Origin of the sequence: Nocardia sp. NBC_01327 (assembly GCF_035958815.1) — a bacterium.
Classification (GTDB): domain Bacteria; phylum Actinomycetota; class Actinomycetes; order Mycobacteriales; family Mycobacteriaceae; genus Nocardia.
Genome location: NZ_CP108383.1, coordinates 3,923,309 through 3,942,227, shown reverse-complemented (window position 1 = coordinate 3,942,227; position 18,919 = coordinate 3,923,309). Strand labels below are relative to the sequence as shown.

At 65.1% G+C, this 18,919-nt stretch carries 22 protein-coding genes; 8 read left to right on the top strand and 14 right to left on the bottom strand.

The features are described 5' to 3' along the window. Nucleotide 1: 1 nt before the first annotated feature. A complete protein-coding gene (locus tag OG326_RS17795) occupies nt 2-901 on the bottom strand; it encodes a helix-turn-helix transcriptional regulator (RefSeq protein WP_327145757.1) in 900 nt (299 codons plus the stop codon). Nucleotides 902-965: 64 nt separating this feature from the next. On the opposite strand from OG326_RS17795, the gene OG326_RS17790 reads away from it, so the two are divergent. Further along, nucleotides 966-1,646: a class I SAM-dependent methyltransferase gene (locus OG326_RS17790; RefSeq protein WP_442790970.1), complete on the top strand. Its 681-nt coding sequence runs from the start codon at nt 966-968 to the stop codon at nt 1,644-1,646. Between the two features lie 51 nt (nt 1,647-1,697). Here OG326_RS17790 and OG326_RS17785 read toward each other — a convergent pair whose 3' ends face one another. Next, nucleotides 1,698-1,967 (bottom strand): hypothetical protein, encoded by a 270-nt coding sequence (locus OG326_RS17785; protein WP_327145755.1) that lies wholly within the window; start codon nt 1,965-1,967, stop codon nt 1,698-1,700. A 78-nt stretch (nt 1,968-2,045) separates the two neighbouring features. Next, nucleotides 2,046-3,029 carry an alpha/beta fold hydrolase gene (locus tag OG326_RS17780; RefSeq protein WP_327145754.1) on the bottom strand — a complete coding sequence of 328 codons (984 nt, stop codon included), beginning with the start codon at nt 3,027-3,029 and terminating at the stop codon, nt 2,046-2,048. 54 nt (nt 3,030-3,083) lie between these two features. Here OG326_RS17780 and OG326_RS17775 point away from each other — a divergent pair, with 54 nt between their 5' ends. From OG326_RS17775 to fadD8, 3 genes are read left to right on the top strand one after another with little or no spacing between them, the layout of a single operon-like run. Beyond that, complete coding sequence (locus tag OG326_RS17775; protein ID WP_327145753.1) at nt 3,084-3,932, top strand: SDR family NAD(P)-dependent oxidoreductase; 849 nt, start codon at nt 3,084-3,086, stop codon at nt 3,930-3,932. Between the two features lie 43 nt (nt 3,933-3,975). Next, nucleotides 3,976-5,169 (top strand): thiolase C-terminal domain-containing protein, encoded by a 1,194-nt coding sequence (locus OG326_RS17770; protein ID WP_327145752.1) that lies wholly within the window; start codon nt 3,976-3,978, stop codon nt 5,167-5,169. A gap of 51 nt (nt 5,170-5,220) precedes the next feature. Next, the gene (gene fadD8, locus OG326_RS17765) at nt 5,221-6,828 is read left to right on the top strand and encodes a fatty-acid--CoA ligase FadD8 (protein WP_327145751.1); all 1,608 of its coding nucleotides are present in this window, start codon (nt 5,221-5,223) and stop codon (nt 6,826-6,828) included. Here fadD8 and OG326_RS17760 read toward each other — a convergent pair whose 3' ends face one another. Together OG326_RS17760 and secG are read right to left on the bottom strand one after the other, a co-directional pair. Beyond that, a complete protein-coding gene (locus tag OG326_RS17760; protein ID WP_327145750.1) occupies nt 6,829-7,515 on the bottom strand; it encodes a DUF1361 domain-containing protein in 687 nt (228 codons plus the stop codon). A gap of 178 nt (nt 7,516-7,693) precedes the next feature. Next, nucleotides 7,694-7,930, bottom strand: coding sequence for a preprotein translocase subunit SecG (gene secG, locus OG326_RS17755; protein WP_297626023.1), 237 nt, complete (start codon nt 7,928-7,930; stop codon nt 7,694-7,696). 192 nt (nt 7,931-8,122) lie between these two features. Between secG and OG326_RS17750 the strand changes: the two genes are divergently transcribed. Continuing rightward, nucleotides 8,123-8,440: a DUF222 domain-containing protein gene (locus tag OG326_RS17750; protein ID WP_327145749.1), complete on the top strand. Its 318-nt coding sequence runs from the start codon at nt 8,123-8,125 to the stop codon at nt 8,438-8,440. A 222-nt stretch (nt 8,441-8,662) separates the two neighbouring features. On the opposite strand, the gene OG326_RS17745 is transcribed toward OG326_RS17750, so the two are convergent. The 6 genes from OG326_RS17745 to OG326_RS17720 form a co-directional block, all read right to left on the bottom strand. Then, on the bottom strand, nt 8,663-9,052 hold the full coding sequence (locus OG326_RS17745; protein WP_327145748.1) for a hypothetical protein: 390 nt from the start codon (nt 9,050-9,052) through the stop codon (nt 8,663-8,665). A gap of 276 nt (nt 9,053-9,328) precedes the next feature. Continuing rightward, entirely contained in the window at nt 9,329-10,306 is a 978-nt protein-coding gene (locus OG326_RS17740; RefSeq protein WP_327145747.1) for an ornithine cyclodeaminase family protein, read from the bottom strand. A 2-nt stretch (nt 10,307-10,308) separates the two neighbouring features. After that, nucleotides 10,309-11,226 (bottom strand): ABC transporter substrate-binding protein, encoded by a 918-nt coding sequence (locus OG326_RS17735; protein ID WP_327145746.1) that lies wholly within the window; start codon nt 11,224-11,226, stop codon nt 10,309-10,311. A 33-nt stretch (nt 11,227-11,259) separates the two neighbouring features. Continuing rightward, a complete protein-coding gene (locus OG326_RS17730; RefSeq protein ID WP_327145745.1) occupies nt 11,260-12,711 on the bottom strand; it encodes an MFS transporter in 1,452 nt (483 codons plus the stop codon). Between the two features lie 185 nt (nt 12,712-12,896). Next, nucleotides 12,897-13,499 carry a GntR family transcriptional regulator gene (locus OG326_RS17725; protein WP_327145744.1) on the bottom strand — a complete coding sequence of 201 codons (603 nt, stop codon included), beginning with the start codon at nt 13,497-13,499 and terminating at the stop codon, nt 12,897-12,899. Nucleotides 13,500-13,595: 96 nt separating this feature from the next. Next, entirely contained in the window at nt 13,596-14,042 is a 447-nt protein-coding gene (locus tag OG326_RS17720; RefSeq protein ID WP_327145743.1) for a MarR family winged helix-turn-helix transcriptional regulator, read from the bottom strand. Nucleotides 14,043-14,105: 63 nt separating this feature from the next. Here OG326_RS17720 and OG326_RS17715 point away from each other — a divergent pair, with 63 nt between their 5' ends. Together OG326_RS17715 and OG326_RS17710 are read left to right on the top strand one after the other, a co-directional pair. Next, complete coding sequence (locus OG326_RS17715; protein ID WP_327145742.1) at nt 14,106-14,474, top strand: VOC family protein; 369 nt, start codon at nt 14,106-14,108, stop codon at nt 14,472-14,474. A gap of 314 nt (nt 14,475-14,788) precedes the next feature. Then, nucleotides 14,789-15,325, top strand: coding sequence for a hypothetical protein (locus tag OG326_RS17710; protein ID WP_327145741.1), 537 nt, complete (start codon nt 14,789-14,791; stop codon nt 15,323-15,325). 326 nt (nt 15,326-15,651) lie between these two features. On the opposite strand, the gene OG326_RS17705 is transcribed toward OG326_RS17710, so the two are convergent. Further along, nucleotides 15,652-17,066, bottom strand: a protein-coding gene (locus tag OG326_RS17705; protein WP_327146491.1) for an IS3 family transposase whose coding sequence is annotated in 2 segments (ribosomal slippage) — nt 15,652-16,700 and nt 16,700-17,066 — 1,416 coding nt in all. Because the reading frame shifts where the segments join, the coding sequence is not laid out codon by codon here. Nucleotides 17,067-17,361: 295 nt separating this feature from the next. Then, entirely contained in the window at nt 17,362-17,886 is a 525-nt protein-coding gene (locus OG326_RS17700) for an AAA family ATPase (RefSeq protein WP_327145740.1), read from the bottom strand. Between the two features lie 332 nt (nt 17,887-18,218). Between OG326_RS17700 and OG326_RS17695 the strand changes: the two genes are divergently transcribed. Continuing rightward, complete coding sequence (locus OG326_RS17695; RefSeq protein WP_327145739.1) at nt 18,219-18,689, top strand: ester cyclase; 471 nt, start codon at nt 18,219-18,221, stop codon at nt 18,687-18,689. 46 nt (nt 18,690-18,735) lie between these two features. Here OG326_RS17695 and OG326_RS43040 read toward each other — a convergent pair whose 3' ends face one another. Beyond that, the gene (locus tag OG326_RS43040) at nt 18,736-18,822 is read right to left on the bottom strand and encodes a DUF5713 family protein (protein WP_442791038.1); all 87 of its coding nucleotides are present in this window, start codon (nt 18,820-18,822) and stop codon (nt 18,736-18,738) included. Nucleotides 18,823-18,919: the final 97 nt, after the last annotated feature.

The following is an 18,919-nucleotide window of genomic DNA, read 5'->3' as shown; positions in this document are numbered from 1 at the left end:
GCTACGCCACATCGCTGCGGGTGCGCCAGATGCGCGGGGTCATCTGGTGTTCGCGGCGGAACATGCGGGTGAAGTAGCCGGGGTCGGGAATGCCTGTGCGGCGGGCGATGTCGTTGATCGGGAGGTCGGTGTCGGTGAGCAGGCGGCGGGCCTCGGACATGCGGCGGGCGAGGATCCAGTCCTGGACGGTGCGGCCGGTGCGGCGGCGCACCAGGGTGGTGAGGTAGGCGGGGGTCATGCCGATCGTGGTCGCCACATCACGCAGGGAGAGTTGCTCGGTGAAGCGGTCTTCGATGACGGTGAAGACGTCGGCGAGTACGGATTCATTGCTGCGCTGCAGGTCTCCCACCACGTCGACCGCCAGCCGGGCGATGTCCACCAGGAGCAGGGTCAGATGGGCGGCGGCGGCCTGGCGGTATCCCGCTCGGCCCGTGGACAATTCGTCCTCGATGGCGGCGATGGTGTTCTCCCACAACGGTTGCCGCTGCGCCGGAACGTACAGCCGCAGCAACCCGCTCGGGGTGCCGTGCAGGAAGGGGAACAGCAGCGGGTGCGCCCGCCAGGCCGGCCAGGGCGCACGGGTGTCATCACCGAGCGCGGCCGGATCGAAGAGCACCCCGACCGCGCTGTCCATGGTGACCGTCCGGCCGTCCACCACCGCGCCCGGCGCGACCACGTAGACGTCTCCGGTCCGCGCCAGCCCCGGATGCTCCTGCTCGCCCGGCGTGCCGCGGTCGACGTAGAGCAGCACCGGGAAGTCATGGATGTGCGGCGTGCCGTACCCCGGTCGCCCGTCGTGGGCGAATCGCATGACCGAGATGGGGGGTACAGCAGGATCGGACGAGTAGCGGTACACGGGCACGCCCGCTTCGTATCGGATGGTGTGCGGGCGTTCGGACATGAACCAAAGATAATCCTAGTTCTGCCGATGATCCACCAATTGCTCAGCCAGTCCGGTGCACATCATGGAATACATGACGAAAAATACTCCCCTCCACCAGGCCATGGGCAACCGTCACGACTACCTCCCCGCCGCTGGCCGTGATGCCATGCTGCCGTTCTACGACCTGCTCACCCGCCTGCTCGGAGCCCGCAGGGTGCACCGCTCACTCATCCGGCAGGCCGACCTCGCACCCGATACCCGAATCCTCGAAATCGGCTGCGGTACCGGCACACTCACCGTCGCCGCGAAGGATGCCCAACCACGGGCCGACGTCATCGGCACCGATCCCGATCCACTCGCCCTGGCTCGCGCCGAGCGCAAGATCCGCGGCCGCACAGGAATTCGATTCGAACGCGCATACGCGCAAGATCTGCCGTTCCCCGACAGCAGCTTCGATTACGTATTTTCCTCATTCATGCTGCATCACCTCGACCCCGAGCTGAAGCCCGCGCTCGCGGCCGAGGTACTGCGGGTACTCCGCCCCGGCGGGCGACTGCATCTGGCCGATGTCGGCGGAAACATCTCCGCCGCAGACGGATACGCATCCCGCCGCATGCTGAAGAATCCACACGCGAGCGGCAACCTCGGCGACGGCATTCCCCGGCTCCTGCGCGCCGCCGGATTCGACTGCGAGGAAGTGGATTCCGGTGTCTACCGCCATGTCGGACGAGTCACCTTCTACCGCGCGACCCGGCCCGCGTAATCCGCTACCGACAGCCGAGATCCGGCCTGGCGGGCCGGATCTCGGGTGATATCAGAAGCTGCCGGTCTCCGGCAGCTGATCGGTCCACCCGCCCCATTCCGGGTGGCAGGCCGGACGCCAGTACTCGTGGTCACGATCGCAGTGCACCCAGTGCCAGTAACCGTCGTGCGCGAACTGGAGGTTCGGCGCGGATACGGCCGTGCTGTCCGCAGGCGCTTCCGCCGAGGCGGCGCCCGCCGCCATGACCATGGGAACCGCCGCGACCGTCAAAGCCAAGGCCACGCGAATCCCGGAACGGTGTGCTCTCGCTTGTAGTTTCATGCCACCATCACAGCCCGAAGGGTGGCCCTTCGAAAAGACGTCGGGCCACTCCTTCAGACGATCTTCAGATGATGCGGATCAGGCAGAAGTCGAGACGGTCAGGTCCAAACTCTTCAGGGCGTTGACGAGGAACCCGTTGACGGCATCGGCGCGTTCGAGCTGAACCAGGTGGCCCGCCTTGGGGATTTCGACCACCTCGCGCAGGTCGACCACATTGGCGCGCAGGGTCGCCAGCGGGTCGCGGCCGCTGAAACCCTCCATATCCGGGTCGTTCTCGCCGTAGAGGAAGAAGGTCGGGACGGTGACCTTGGCGTCGGCGTACGCCTCGGTGAGTTCCCAGTTGCGATCGAGGCTGCGGTACCAGTTGAGCCCGCCGGTGAACCCGGTGCGCTCGAAATCCGCTACCAGCGTGTCGAATTCGGCCTCCGAGAGCCACGACCACGGCATGGGCGGCGCCTCGGGAAGGACATCGAGGTAGCCCAGACCCGGCGGGTTCTTCCAGGTGTCGAGGTAGTGGTAGTCACCGCTGAGCGAGTAGTACACCCGGGCCAGGAACCCGCGCGGGTCCGCGGCCAGTTCGGCATCGGCCACACCCGGCTCCTGGAAGTACGCCAGATGCAGGAAGTGCCGATCCGCCGCCTTGGTCCAGAACGCTGACGGCGGACGCGGCGGACGCGGGCTGAACGGATTGTTCAGAACCGCCACCGCGGCCACCCGCTCCGGATGCCGCAGCGACAGCTCCCACACCAGTTGCGCGCCGAAGTCCAGGCCGACGAAGACGGCCCGCTGCTCGCCGATATCGTCCAGCAGCGCCAGCAGATCGCCGATCACGGCCTCGTTCGTGTACGACTCCAGCCCGGCGGGCGCATCGGTGCGCCCGTACCCGCGCAGGTCCGGGGCCAGCGCGCGGTACCCGGCGGCCGCGACCGCTTCCAGCTGGTTGTGCCACATGAACCAGGTGTGCGGGAACCCGTGGCAGAAGATGACCGGATACCCCTCACCCTGCTCCGCCACGTGCATACGGATGTCTCCGGTATCCACGATCCGATGCGTCAGCTCCACTGCTGCCTCCAATTTCTAGAACACGTTCCTATTTAAAGGTAGTGTCCAGAGGTCGTGAGCGAAATACCCAAGATTCTCGCCGGAACGGTCGCCGTGGTGACCGGAGCCAGCCGCGGTATCGGCAAGGGCATTGCCCTGGAGCTGGGCGCGGCGGGCGCAACCGTCTATGTCACCGGACGCACCACCACGGCCGGACACCTGCCGGGCACGGTGGCGGGCACCGCCGCCGAGATCGATGCGCTCGGCGGCGCCGGAGTCGCGGTGGTCTGCGACCACAAGGACGACAGTGCGGTCGAAAAGCTCTTCGCACAGGTGCGCGAGGAGCACGGCCGCCTGGATGTGCTGGTGAACAACGTCTACAACTCCCCCGCCGCCGCCCGCTGGCTGGGCCGCAAGTTCTGGGAGGTGCCACCCAAGGCGTGGGACGAGACCTTCGATATCGGCGTTCGATCGCACTATGTGGCAAGCGTTTTCGCGGCGCCGCTGATCATCGAATCCGGTGGGCTCATCGTCAATGTGTCCTCCCCCGGTGCGACCCGGTACATGCACAATGCCGTCTACGGCGTCGGCAAGACAGCCCTCGATCGGCTGACCGCCGATATGGCGCATGATCTCGCGGACACCGAGGCGACCGCCGTCTCGCTCTGGCCCGGCATCGTCAATACCGAACTGCTGCAGATGGTTCCGGCCGATGCGCAGGGCCGCCGCCTGGTCACGCTGCCCGGCGAAGGCACCTTCGATCTCGATACCGCCGAATCCCCCCGCTTCCCGGGCCGGGCCGTCGTGGCACTGGCCGCCGATCCGAAGCGCAAGGCGCGCAGCGGTAAAGCCTGGAAGGTCGCCGACCTCGCCGGGGAGTACGGGTTCACCGATATCGACGGCCGCGTCCCGCGCGCCGACTGACCATCCACCACAGTTGTTTCCGCAGAACAGGAGTACAGGAAGAATGCGTCGCGTTTTCGTCGTCGGAGTCAACATGACCCCGTTCGTCAAGATCGGTTCCCGCGAGTGGACCTACCCGCAGATGGTCGCCGAGGCCGTCAACGGCGCACTCGGCGATGCCGGAGTCACCTACGACCAGGTGCAGCGCGCCGCTGTCGGCTACGTCTTCCAGCCGTCCGCCGCCGGGCAGCGCGCCCTGTACGACGTGGGTCTCACCGGCATTCCGATCGTCAATGTGAACAACAACTGCGCCACCGGTTCCACCGCGCTCATGCTGGCGCGCGAATGGGTCGGCAGCGGGATCGTGGACATCGCGCTGGCCGTCGGCTTCGAGCAGATGACCAAGGAGTCCATGGCGGGCCCGGCCACCCGGCCCAAGGCCACCACGGTGGATCACCACCTGGCCGTCATGCGCGAGCAGTACGACTTCAGCCAGGCGCCCATCACCACGCAGTTCTTCGGCAATGCGGCCATCGAGCATATGAAGCGCTACGGCACCACGCCCGAGCAGCTGGCGGCGGTCGCGGTGAAGAACCACGAGCACTCCACCCGGAATCCGCTGGCGCAGTTCCAGGATGCGTACACCCTCGAGCAGGTGCTCGGCGACAAGCCGGTGCACGGCCCGCTGACCCGCTCGCAGTGCTCGCCCATGTCCGACGGCGCGGCCGCCGCGGTCGTGGTCAGCGAGGAGTACGTGCGGGCGCACGGGCTCGAGGATCAGGCCATCGAAATCCTGGCGCAGGAGCTGGCCACCGATGACGGCAACTCCTTCTCGACCGGCTCCATGATCGATGTCGTGGGCGCGCCCATGACCCGCGCGGCCGCCTCGAAGGTGTTCGCCACCGCCGGAATCGGGGTCGCGGACGTCGATGTGATCGAGCTGCACGACTGCTTCACCATCAACGAGCTCATCACCTACGAGGCCCTGGGCCTGTGCGGTGAGGGCGAATCCGGTGCACTGGTGGAATCCGGCGCCACCACCTACGGCGGCACCTGGGTGGTGAACCCGTCCGGCGGGCTCATCTCCAAGGGACACCCGCTCGGCGCCACCGGCCTGGCCCAGGCCACCGAATTGTCCTGGCAGCTGCGCGGACTCGCGGGCGAACGCCAGGTACCGGACGCGCGCACCGCACTCGCCCACAATCTGGGACTGGGCGGCGCGGTGGTGGTCACCCTGTACGGCGCGCACACGCTGTGACCTCTTGACAACAGTCACCTCTGGAAAGAACCGCTCGGAGTGGAGAAAGCAATGACCACAATCGATCCCGACACCCACCTGCGGCTGCCACTGCACAATGGCCATCTGCTGGTGTCCGGACTGCGCCGGCACAAGAATCGGCCGGTGCTGACCCTCGGTGGCAACGTGCTCACCGGCGGCGAGGTGCTCGATGCGATGAGCCGCTATATCTCGGCATTCGCCGAGTACGGCCTCGTACAGGGCAGCCCGGTCGGCATCCTCGCACTGAACCGGCCGGAGGTGCTGTTCACCATCGGTGCGGGCCAGATCTCCGGGCAGCGACGCACCGCGCTGCACCCGATCGGCGGCGTCGACGATCACGCGTATGTGCTTGCGGACGCGGGCATTACGACGCTCATCCTGGATCCGGTTCCGGCGTTCGTGCAGCGTGCGCGGGAGCTGGTGGACCGGGTGGAGAGCCTGACCCGCGTGCTGGTGCTCGGGCCCGTGCCCGAGGCGCTGGCCGATGTGGGCGTGGATCTGCTCGCCACCGCCGACAAGTACGAGCCGCAGCCGGTGCACGCGGTGGAACTGCTGCCAGAGGACATCATCTCGATCAGCTACACCGGCGGGACCACCGGCAAGCCCAAGGGTGTGGTCGGCACCGCGCGCACCATGACGACCATGACGCAGATCCAGCTGTCGGAGTGGGAATGGCCCAAGCGACCGAAATTCCTGATCTGCACACCGCTTTCGCATGCGGGCGCGGCATTCTTCCTGCCGGTCGTGCTGCTCGGCGGGCAGTGTGTGGTGGTGCCGCGCTTCGATGCCGGTGAAGTCCTCAAGGCCATCGAGGAGCACAAGATCAGCGCCACCATGCTGGTGCCGTCGATGCTCTACGCGCTGCTGGATCATCCGGATTCGGCGACCCGCGATCTGTCGTCGCTGGAGACCGTGTACTACGGCGCCTCCGCGATCGATCCGAATCGCCTGCAGGAGGCCATCGATCGCTTCGGGCCGATCTTCGCGCAGTACTTCGGGCAGTCCGAAGCGCCCATGGCCATCAGCTATCTGGGCAAGGAGGAGCACGATAAGGAGCGGCTCACCTCGTGCGGGCGGCCCTCCACCGCGGTGCGGGTGGCGCTGCTCGACGGTGAGGACAATCCGGTCGCGCCCGGTGAGGTCGGCGAAATCTGCGTCTCCGGACCGCTGCTCGCGGCCGGGTACCTGAATCTGCCCGAGGTCACCGCCGAAACCTTCCACAACGGCTGGCTGCGCACCGGTGATCTGGCTCGCGAGGACGAGGACGGTTTCCTCTTCATCGTCGGCCGCAGCAAGGACATGGTGGTCACCGGCGGGTTCAATGTGTTCCCGCGCGAGGTGGAAGACGTTGTCTCCGAGCATCCCCGGGTGCTCGAGGTCGCCGTGGTCGGCGTGCCCGACGCGCACTGGGGCGAGGCTGTGACCGCGCTGCTGGTCCTCGATCCGGAGACCGCCGCCGATGCGGCCGCCGTCGAGATCGTGACCGCCGAGATCCAGGCGGCGGTCAAGCAGCGCAAGGGTTCCGTCCAGGTGCCCAAGCATGTGCTGCTCATCGACAAGCTGCCCCTCACCGGGCTCGGCAAGCCGGACAAGAAGGCGATCCGCATTATCGCGGCAGAGCGCCTCGGCCTCGCCTGATCACACCTGATCGGGGCTCGGCGGTGCGAGGCGCAGACCTCGCACCAGCCGGGCGCCGCGGCGCGCGCTCGCCACTCCGGCCTCGGCCACCGCGCGAGTCACGAAGTGGCCCAGGGCCGTTGCCACGAAGACCGCGGCAATCAGGATCGGCGCCCACTCCCAGGTGAGGGCCAGCACCATGCGCTCGACGGTGCCGCGGGGCTCGACCACCGGCTCCCAGCTGTTGAGGCGGACCCAGCGGCCCAGGAAAACGCCTACGGCGCAGAGCAAATGGACCGTGAGGATGACCGGTGCGCGCCAGGCCCCCAGGCCGATCCGTTCCAGAAATCCGCGGAGCTCTGCCAGCACCAGGTAGTAGGCCAGGAATCCCGAGACGATGAAAATGCCGTACACCGGCAATACCGTGGAGACCACCGGACCGTCGCCGATAGCACGCACATCATCGCGCAAATGCACCAAATCGGTTACCACATAGGGCGCGTTCGGCAGGAACAGCATCAGCAGCGCTACCCCCGCCCACCACACCGGGGACACCGGGAGCCGCCGCCCGAACTGCGGGTCGGAACGGAAGACCAAGAGCGCGAGCGCAACCGGAATCCAGGCCAGAACGCTGTTCCACACCATCCAGAAGAAGTCCCGGTGAAGCACCCCCGCGAGGCTCGGCGCCACCGTATTCACCAAGTCCATCTGTCCATGATGCCCACAGGACGGTGGTGACGAGGTCCCGATTGGACAACCCGTTGCAAACAATCGGCGATATCCGCCGGTTCGGCACCCCGCATTCGGGCAACTTCGAGGCGACCGCACCCAGCACAAGTCGCCGGGCGCCGCATGCAGCGGCGCCCGGCGACCTGTCAGGTATCGACTAGGAGGAGAACTTGATTTCGAGTCCGATACCGAGGATCGAGATCAGCCAGATCACCCCGAGGAAGATCGTGATCCGATCCAGGTTCTTCTCGACGACGGTGGATCCCGACAGGCTGGACTGCACACCGCCACCGAACAGGCTCGACAGACCCCCGCCCTTGGCGCGGTGCAGCAGCACCAGCAGCACCAGCAGCACGCTGGTGATGATCAGGAGGATATCGAGGAACATGCGCATGCGGGCCATTGTATGCGGTCGTCAGAGGCATGATCGCATACACCCTGGTGCCGGCCGGACCTTATCGGCAAGGTCCTCCGCACACCTTCGTATCCTGCGATGTCCCGTGCGGAGTGGCATGAGATTCGGCACGCCACGACCGCAATTCAAGTTATCGAACATATGTTCGACCCCTGCTGTATGCTGACCCGCGTGACCATACATTCGACCGCGCTGGCGCCGGGTGCTCCAGCAGCAGAATGGCCGGAACTGGCCGATGTCGACCTACTGCGCACCCTCGTCGAGACCGAACGCCGCCGCAGGCGACTCGATGCCGCCATGCGCGCGGCCGTCGCCGAAGCCGAACGCCGCGGCCTCGCCCCCGAGATCGGCTACCGGGACACCGTGGAGCTATTGACCGATCTGCTGCGGATCAGCACCCACGAAGCCCGCCGGCGAATCGAATACGCGGCTCCCCAGGTCCGCTCGCGTTCCAGAAAGGTATGGCGGGTCCTGGCGGCAGCAAGCTGAGGCCAAGCCCAGATGCGCCTTCTGGCCGGAGGACCGCGAGGACCGCGAGGACCGACTGAAGCTCAACGAGCCGAGCCCATCCGGACGCGCAACCAGCCGAGCTTATCTGGGCCGAACGAAATGCCCTGATTTGCCGACGATGTGTCATTTCCGGGTGTCGCCATCGGAAGATCCACGGGGCGAATGTATTTGATCCATTCCAGACCAACCATCAAACGTCAGTCAGCGCCCCTGCCGCTCATTCCGGTCACTCAGCAGTCTTCGTTTCACGTCGAGCAACTCAGCGTCGCTGATGGGTGGGCACGCAACGTCTTGCCGGTATCCCACGGGTGTCACGGTCACCTGACAGTTTCTTTCCTCGTGCCAGAGCACGTCACCGACGACGTGCACGCCTCGAAGGGGAAGCTCAACATCCGGCGGCAGTGCAGTAACCCTCACCAATCCGACAGCGTCGGGCACCTGGTCTATCTGGATGAAAACCCCGAAGGGCTGACGACCGATCACCACTCCTGACACGCGAGTGCCGACCGGCAACCCTTCGACGACTGCCGTCCATGCTCGACGTGCCCGCGCCCCCAAGTCCGCATCATCCGGCCAGAAGAACTCGCTCACCCGCCAAGGATGCCATCCCCCAACGCCGGCACTGGTCCAAGAACGCACCCTCATGCCGCGACCCGCGCTTTCAACCGGCTGACCACACTGACCGAATCGGCCAGCGTATTCACCCAAAGATCAACGGGCTGAGCGCATCTCAGCCGCTACGTGTGCCACATTAGTGTCGATGACAGTGCTGATCGAATGATTGTGGAGCCGTGGGCGAACTGGCTTCGGGGGCAGTTCGACGGCCGATGGATGATCGGGACCGTCGGGGCGGTGCGTCGAGGGTTGTCAGTTGGTCAGGTCTATGGCGTGCCCGATATTGTGCTCGATGGCCTCGGTGAGGACTAGTTGGGTGGTGGCGAGGTCTTGTAGGCCGAGTCCGACCGATTCGAACAGTGTGATGCAGGTGTCGTCGTGCCGTCCGAGGGCACGGTTATTGATGACGTGGCCGAGTTCGGTGCGGGCGTCGTCGGCCGTGATGGCGTGCTCGGCGATAGCCTGCAAGACCGCGCCCGATTTGGCCATGACGGTGGGGTGGTGGTCTACGACGAGGCGGGCGCGGCGCATTCCGGCGGCGTCGATTTCGCGGTGGTCGGGGCGGGGCGGTGCACCGATGGCGTTGATGTGCTGACCGGGGCGAAACCAGTGACCCGACACGATGGGGTCGCGCGACGGGGTCAGGGTGCACACGATGTCGGATCGTTCGACGACAGATTCCGGTGATTCGGCGAATTCCGTAGTGATGCCGAGGCTTTCGGTTCCGGCGCGGAATGTCGCGACCGTGTCGGTGGTGCGCGACCAGAGGACGATCTTTCGTATTCGCCTCACGTCGGCGATCGCATGCGCGTGCTCGATGGCCAGATTACCGGCCCCGACCAGGCCCAGGACCGAAGCATCCTGCCGGGCAAGGTAATCGGTGGCCACCGCGCTGGCGGCGGCCGTTCGTACCGCCGTGATGGCACGACCGTCGAGCACCGCGACGCATTCCCCGGTGACCGCCGAGGTGACGATGATCGTCGATCGCTGCGTCGGCAGTCCGCGAGCACGATTGGCCGGCAGATCCGCCAGGAGCTTCACCGTGACGCCGTGCTCGTCAGCGGCGGTCATGGGTATCGCTGATCCGTTGTGCGGCAGGGTGATCGCCTGCGGTGCGGGGTTCTGGACGTGCCCGGTGGCCAGTGCGGCATGCGCGGCTTCGACGGCATGCCGCACCGCTCGCCGGTCGAGCAGACCGGCGATGTCGGAGCGGGTCAGGATGAGTGTCACGATTATCCAAGGGTGGAGGCGAGCACGGCATTGTCGGCGATGCTGGTGTCGACCAATTCGGTGAACGGTGGCACGGTCCGGATCATCTTCTCCTGCTGCAGGATTCGCATCCACCGGTCGCTCGCGGAGGCGTCGATGCGCACCGTGTCCCATGTGCTCGAGTTCTTGATGCGCGCACAGGCTCGGGCCAGGGTCGGCGACGCGATGTGCGGCCAGTGGGCGGTGAGCAACGGCTCGAGTTCGGCAACCGAGGTCGCCCGCAGGAGCTCCATCGCCTCGCTCAGCGCCGCGGTGAAGCGGACGAGCCGGTCGGACAGTTCCTCCTTACAGTCGGTTCGCGCGTAGTAGACGCTATTGGGGCCGATGCCCCCGGCCTCGGTGTAATCGATCGCGATGGATCCGGTTCCCTTGTCCTGCAAGACTTGTGCGGTTGTCATGTCCAGGACGATCGCATCCCCGAGCCCGGCCTCGAAGAGCTCCACGAACATCGGGGTGGACAGATCGCGCAGGAAGGTGATGCCCGCCGGATCGATCCCGGCTTCCCGGATCAGGCCCGCGGTGAAGGCGTACGGTGCGCTGCCGCCGATGCCCGGTGCGAGGACGGTGCGGCCAAGCAGGTCTGCCCAGCCGAGCGGGGCGGAGCCCTCCCGGGTGACCAGGGCTTTCGGGAACTGGTGATTCACCTGGGCGAAGACGGTGAGTTCACGCGGCGTGCCCCAGTACATCCCGGGCACCCAGAGCCCGCCGAGGGCGATGTCCGCCGCACCGCTGTCGAGATCGTCGAGTACTCCGGTCCACGGATCCTTCGCTGTCGCAGTGACTTTCAGGTCGCGGGCCGCGAAGAGTCCGAGATGTTCGGCGTAGTACTGCGGCAGGTAGTTCAATCCGTGCGCGGTGGCGGAGATCTTCAGTTCGAGCATGGGCGGGCTCCTTGTGTGGGATCGGGTGGGCGACTAGGCGGTGACGGGTTGTTCCGTCGCGGCTTCGAGGGATTTGCCGAATGTCTCGGGCCCGAAACGGGCGGCGACCACGAGCAGGGCATACATGGTGGCGATCATGATGAACACGCCGGGCACACCGGCGAGGTCGAAAAAGAACAGCGCCGCGAACGGCATGACGGCCCCGGCGACATTGCCGATGCCATTCACGACCGAGGCGCCCATGGCGCGGATGGAGGTGGGGAACAGCTCCGGCGACCACACCGACAGCATCGTGTTCAGCATCATGGTGAAGAACTGAAAGATCATGCCCAACACCAGAATCAGCACGGTCGAGTCGGCGAAGACCGCGAAGGCGATCGCGGATACGCATCCCAGGACCGCGGCCGTCATCACCGTGCGGCGACGCGGTGCCCGCCCGGCCAGATAGGACGCGACGCACGCGCCGAACAGGCTGCCGACATTCATGATCATGGTGAAGGCCAGTGAATCCGACAGCGAGTATCCCCGTGACATCAGCAGGATCGGCATGAGGAACAGCAGTGTCACCTGTGCGCCGAACGACATCCACGAGGCCGCTCCGATCGCGGCGGTGTGCCGCAGGTTCCGGCCCTGGAAAACCGCCAGATACGACGGCTTCCGGGTGGGCAGAATATCGGCATCGGTCACGAATCGCTTGGTGGGACCGGGATTTCGCAATCCCGCGATGCTGCCGCTCGCCAGTCGTGTCAGACTCGCGTTCGCCGCGTCGACGCGCCCCTTCGACAGCAGGTATCGGGGCGATTCGGGCAGGTAGCGGCGGAAGAACACGACCAGCACGGCGGGCACCGCCAAGATCACGTAGGTCCAGCGCCAGGAACTGTGATTCCCCCCGAGCACGCCGTTGAGCGGGCCGAGGACCAACAGGAAGAAGCCGAACGAGGCGATATTGCCGATGCCACCGGAGGAGATATTGAGTGTCGCCAGCAGCGAGCCGCGATGACGGGTGGCGACCACCTCGGCGAGAATCGCCAGCCCGACGGTGAATTCGCCCCCGAGTCCGATTCCCACGACGAAGCGGCTGCTCAGCAACATCTCGTAGTTGATCGCGGCGGCGCTGATCAGCCCGCCGAGGGTGTAGACGAGCAGATTCAGGCTCAGCGCGGTGCGGCGGCCCCACCGGTCGGCGATATAGCCGCCGATCAGGCGCCCGACCAGGCCGCCTATCACCGTCGCCGTATTGATCAGGGTCAGTTGGGCATTGCCGATGCCGAAGGAGTCCTTCAGCAGCGGACCCATCGCGCCGGTCGAGTTCTGTTCCAGCGAATCGAAGAACAGGCCCGCCATCAGCAAGGCGATAACGGTCGCCTGCACCCGGCCGAAGCCGATACGGTCCAGGGCCGCAGTCAAACCCGAGGACGGATTCGCGGCGGTGGGCAACAGGGAGGGGACGGTGGTGGACGGCGTGCCAGAGGCTGTGAGGGACATGTCGGAACTCCGGGTACGGGAGTGTGACGCCGACAGCGGTCGTATCGGCGAGCCGACTACAGATCGGAACTGAAATCGTGCTGCCCCTAGTTGTATACAGTTTCTATGACGCCGACGTTTCGCTCGTCGTACTTCATGTTAAGCGGTCGGTATATCTCGACAAAACTGTATACAACTTTGGGCGATCAGGTGCCGAACTGGTCGTTGAAGAACTGCTCGTCCCGCCGCAGATGCTCATCCATCAGATAGGCCGCCTGCACGGCGGCCCCATTGCGGACCGCCATCGCGACCGCGCGATGGTCGGCGGCCGAGGTCTCCGGATTGCGGCCGAGGCTCCACCCCACCCGCTGATTCACGTTCGTGAGCAGCTCGCGCAGCTGCTCGTTCCCCGAAGCGATCGCGATCAGCTCGTGAAACGACGACCCCTCCCCCGACCGGCCGTCGGCGATCTCGGCAAGCTCCCGCGCGACCGCACCGCCGCGGTTCTCCGCCGCCAGCTGCGCCGCGAACACCTCGAGACCCCGGCGCACCTGGAGCAGCTCGTGGCCATCATGAATCAACGACGCCGACACCGTCGCACCGCGATGGCGCACAATGGTGACGAACCCCTCCGACTGCAGGCGCGCGAGCGCCTCCCGCACCGGAATCCTCGACACCCCATACCTTTTCGCCAGTGACTCCTCCACCAGCCGCTCACCCGCCGACAACTCGCCGGCCAGAATCTCCGCGCGCAACGCTTGTGCGATCGCGTCTCCCGACGAATTTTCAGCCGAACCCGGATCTGCCATACCCGCAGCATAAGTGGCGTCGCTCGCCCCACCGCGCTTGCCGGAGCGCTCGGCCCCGTGCCGGGTCGGCGAAGTCACCGCCGAAACAACGACAAGCTACGCGCGGCCATCGCGCAGGGAGCCGATCATGCTCCGCAGGATCCGGAGCGCGCCCGACTGTTCGGTCTCGGTCAGGCCGGCCAGCATTCTGACCTCGACGGACCGGACCGCTACGGTCGCCTTCTCGAGGCTCCGTCGGCCGCGAGGCGTGAGCCGCGTGGGAAGAATCTTTCCGACAGTCGCCTCCGCGGGCCTGGTCACGTAGCCCTCTCGTTCCAGGGCCTGGAGCAGCACGTTCATCGACTGCCGGGTCACGAACGCGCCGCGTGCGAGCTCGGAGTTCGACAAGCCCGGTCGTTGAGCCAGCAGCTCGAGGCAGGAATAGTGCGTCACGCTCATCCCGAGCGGCCGCAGCACCTCCTCCATGGCTACGCGCAGGGCGCTCGACGCCTCCTTCAGCAGGTAACCCAGCGAGGTCTGCAGGTCGACACCGTCTTGACTCATGTCAGTATTCTGACATAGATTGACCTGTGTCAGAAAACTGACACACAAGGAAGGAGCATCATCATGCCCGCCACCGGTCCCGACTTCATCTCACTCCAAGCACGCGACCTCGACGCTTCTCGAGCGTTCTACGAGCAGTACCTCGGCCTCGTCCGCTCGCAGACCGGACCCCCGCACGCCGTCGTCTTCGAGACGAAGCCCATCGCATTCGCACTCCGCGACATCGTTCCCGGCACCGATCTCGACTCCGTCACCCAGCCCGGCATCGGTGCCGCAATCTGGCTCCACGCCACAGACGTCCAGACCATCCACGATGCTCTCGTCGCCGACGGTCACCCCATCGTCTCCGCACCGATAGACGGCCCCTTCGGACGCACATTCACCTTCGCCGACCCCGACGGCTACCAGATCACCCTCCACGACCGCGCCTGAGATGCCGCCTCGAGAGCGTTGCAGACCGCCGCAACACAATTGGGTGCCGACAGCAGCGGCCCGGGCCTGCCGTAATCGGCCAGCGTGGGAGGGTAGAAGCTCAACTGCCCGAGACTGCTTCCGGCACAGGGCATTGCGCGAAGATCTCACGCTGCTCGGCTGCGGATGCTCTGGTCGACATGCCGACGCGACCAAGGCCGGAACGAACTCCCGTGGAAGCCGAACGGCCTCAGCCGCTTCGAAATCTGCGGACGACGGCCACGGTGGGCCGGGGTTGGGTTTGTTGCTGTGCCGATCGCACTAGTGTCGAGTACATGACACCGGAAGTGTGCGTTCTCGTCGAGGCGTTCATGGACGATCCGTTGATGGCCTACTTCTGGCCGGAGCCTGAGCGCCGACGACGGGCCTTGCCTTTCTTCTGGCATCCGCGAGTTGAAGCCAGACGACGCGCGGGGTTTGTGGACACGGCTTCGGATAGTGAGGGGGTGACGACTGTCCTCTTGTGGGAGCGACCGGGCCGGCACGTCCCGATGTCCAAGCCGTTCAGTCTGATTCGCGCTCTGGGTTCGGCCACCCCTCGCGCACTCGCCGCCTCGCGCCGGATCGAGAGCCTGCGGCCTGCGACTCCTCACCTGTACCTGGCGGTCGGGGCGGCCTTACCGCGTGCGCGTGGCAAGGGTGTGACCTCCGAACTGGTCAGGGCGAGGATCGATAGCAGCGAGATCGACGTCTTCGTGGTGGCGACGAATCCGACGAGCGCGGCCATGGCAGAACATGCAGGGTTCCGGACTACGCGGGAGTTGGTCCTCAACAACGGAGCAACGCTCCGGGGGATGCTGCGGCCGGCCTGAACTCGTACCGGTGACTCTCAACGATCCGAAGTAGGCAGGGATCGAACGAGGTGAGCTTTTCGTGCAATCTGTCGCCCTCGTCAGCGATTTCTCGGCACTTCCGGCGGTAGTTGCACGAATAGTTCACTACTGCAAGCAAGTTCAATCGCTGACCCCGGACAGCCGCGCAGTAGCCCGTTCGTGAAAAAGCACATCCGCACACTAGCCAGCAGCATCCGATCACCTATGGCGCTTGCAAGGGCGGCCACACTGCGTGCAGGGCAGCACACGCCTGTCATCGAACAGGGCGCTGCGGAATTTTTCAAGGTGGATGAGTCCAACGGGTGTTAAGCGGCTGTCGTGTCGGCCTCCTGGGTGGCGTCGTCGGCTGGTCGGTTGATCCAGACGGTCTCGGGTAGGTCAAGGATCTTCGGTGCCGTGGTGGTGCCGAAGCGGTGTGGGTGGCGGGCGCGGGCCTGGGCGAGCACGGCTTGGCGGGCGGCGGCCTTGTCGGTGGCCAGCCCGTAGTGAACGTCGGCGGGGGTGTGTAAACCGATGCCGGTGTGGCGGTGTTGGTGGTTGTACCACCCGGCGAAGGAATCCATGAATTGTCGTGCCTCGGTGAGTGATCGGAAACGTTCGGGGAACTCTGGACCGTATTTCAGAGTCTTGAACAGCGCCTCCGAAAAGGGGTTGTCATTGGATACCCGTGGCCGTGAATGCGAGCGGGTGACCTCGAGATCGGCGAGCAGAGCGGCGACCGATTTGGACGTCATCGACGTGCCCCGATCGGCGTGCACTACCTGCGGAATCCCGTGGACCCCGAAGATCTCTTTCATCAATTCCGTTGCCAGAACACCGGATTCATGATTGTGAACATGGACCCCGACGATGTAACGGGAGTAGATGTCGATCATCACGTAGGCATCGAAATACTGTCCCTTGACCGGGCCGGCGAGCTTGGTGATGTCCCACGAATACACCTGCCTCGGTGCGGTGGCGACCAACTCCGGACACACCTTGGCCGGATGCCGCGCCAACCGGCGCCGCTCCTTGACCTGCTTGTTTTCCCCTAACACCCGATACATCGTGGACACCGAACACAGGTAGGTGCCCTCGTCCAGGAGCTGGGCGAAGACCTGCAACGGCGCCAGATCGACGAACCCGGCACTGCCCAGTTTCTCCAGGATCGCGCGTCGCTCGAACTCGGAGAGCTTGTTCACCGGATCTGAAACCGGTTGCGGTACACCCGAACTCGGTGCCGCGGCGGCCTTACGGCGGCGGTTCGCGGTGGAACGCACCAGTCCCGTCAATACCGCCGCACGCCGAGTACCGGCTCCGGCATCGGTCAACGACATGTACGCGGTGGTCAACGCCTTCTGCGCTGCTCGTCGGAATCCGCTCTCTCGGAGAGAGATTCCAAGAGAGCGTGTGCTTTTCCCATGATGTCCAGGGCGGCCTCGGTAGTGACGAGACGTTTGTTGGCACGCGCTAATTCCGCTGTCAGACGTGCGATTTCGGCTTGCTCAGCGGTCAGTTTACCGACCTTCTCACCCGGTTTCTTACCGGAGAGGACCCCCGCGTCGCGCTGCTTGCGCCACTCGCTGATCTGCGAGGAATACAGCCCTTCTCGGCGCAGATACCCGCCACCGTCGCCGTGTTCGATCGCCTGCTCGTAGGCCTGCAGATACGCCAACTTGTCCGCTGCGCTGAACGCACGCCGCCGCTTCGGCTCGTCACCACGCGGCCCTGGAGAACCCATCCGCCCATTGTGGCCTTCGGCGACCGCGGCTCTTGTCCTGGTCATGAAATAGCGATCCGTCTCTCGCCCTGCATCTCCGATTGGCTCCGAGCCGGTGGACTCACCTCACCCTGACACGCAGGGCTGCGACGAATCGTCATCGTGGAAGTCTTTGTCCCCCATGCACCTCCGGTGCATCACCTGAACCGCGAGTAACTGGAGAACGACGCGGCACGGGGCCGGAACCACCCGTGATTATCGACTTCGCGAACAAGGCTCGATATCAGTGGGACTGTCGATAGCCCGCTTTCGTGTCCTATGAGCTGGATACAGTCCTGATCTGCGCAGCGAGATCAGTGAGATCGACCGCGCGTGTGGTGTCGACGATGATCGTCGGTGTCAGCCCTAGCGGGGCGGCGTGCGTTACCCAGTCGTCCCAGTGTTGTTCCAGGCGTTGCTCATCCGAGTAGAAGGCCGGCCGCTGGCGTGACGCGTAGCGTGCTCTTGCGATCTCGGCGGGGACCTCGCACCAGATCTCGACGACCCGGCGAGTGCCGACCTGCTCGATTCCCGCTTGCGCGAAGGCAAGATCACGTGGCTTGAACCACCAGGAATCGATGACGACATCGACCGGTGAGGTCTGGGCCAGCTTCCACACCGTGTCCATGGCGATCCCGCCGAGTTCTGGTACCTCGACTGCGTTTTCGAGGCAGCCGACCAACGCCTCTTTAACGGCATCCTTGGATAGGAACCAAGCGTTCATGGTTCGGGCCACTGCGTTGCCCAGGGTTGTCTTGCCCGACCCAGGAAGTCCGTTCACCAGTATGAGGATTCGGTCCATCGAACGATCATGACCGACGCCGAACACAGATGGCTGAACGCCCTATCTTTGCTGCCGCTTTCACGCTGACTGAAAAGGTCACTTCTTCACTCGATGCACCCGAGACCTATTGATACACAGGGCAATAGCGGCACTGATGAAGAGGCTGTTGACATGAGCTTCACACTTGCGATGAAGGCACGTCTTCCCGTGGCTGGGGATGAACGCCGTGCTCGGAGCCGTCATCGTCAATAACATGCCGACAACGACAGACCGAGCGAAAAGGGGTCGTTGGTCGGAGTGCGGTGTCGTTGGCACTGTGCCCGATCTCGTTTACGGATTTTGGGAGCCGCATGAGCGCACCTAACAACTCGAAGGCCGTGGCTGTGCGCAGTCTCGAGATCATGGCAGCCGGAACTCGCGGGGACTTCGACGCTGTCATTCATCCTGACGCGCGGAATCGTGAGAGCCTGCATGAGCCGCCGACGACGCGGCTGCGCGGGCCCCATGGTTTCTACTCCACGGCGTTGTGGCTGCGGGCAGCTTTCACCGAGATGCGTCACGAGATCCGGCATGCTGTGGCTGATGAGGATCTGGTGTGTCTGGACACCATTATGGTTGGGCGACAGGTCGGTTCGTTCGTTGTCTACAACACCGAGGGTGAGGTAGACCAGGTGTTTCCTGGTACAGGGAAGCGTTTCTCGGTCGCGCAAACGCATTGGATGCGCATGGTGGACGGCATGGTGATCGAACACTGGGCTGCCCGCGACGATCTGGGCAGAGCTCGGCAATTGGGCTGGTTGTCACCGAGCGCGACATCCTGAAGCCACAACGCGGGCTGAGGATATTCGACGGGCGACGCGCCGCCGCTCACCAGTCTCGGGTGGCGATCAGCTCCTCGTTATCCGCGGCGGTGAATCCGTAGGCCGCGGCGATGACCCGGAAATCCTCGGCGATCTCTTAGCTGATGTCTTTCGGGGACTCTTGCGCCGATCATGCAGGAGCCCACTGACATTGGAATCGCCAGGTTTGAGCGTAGCTCGACCCCACCAGC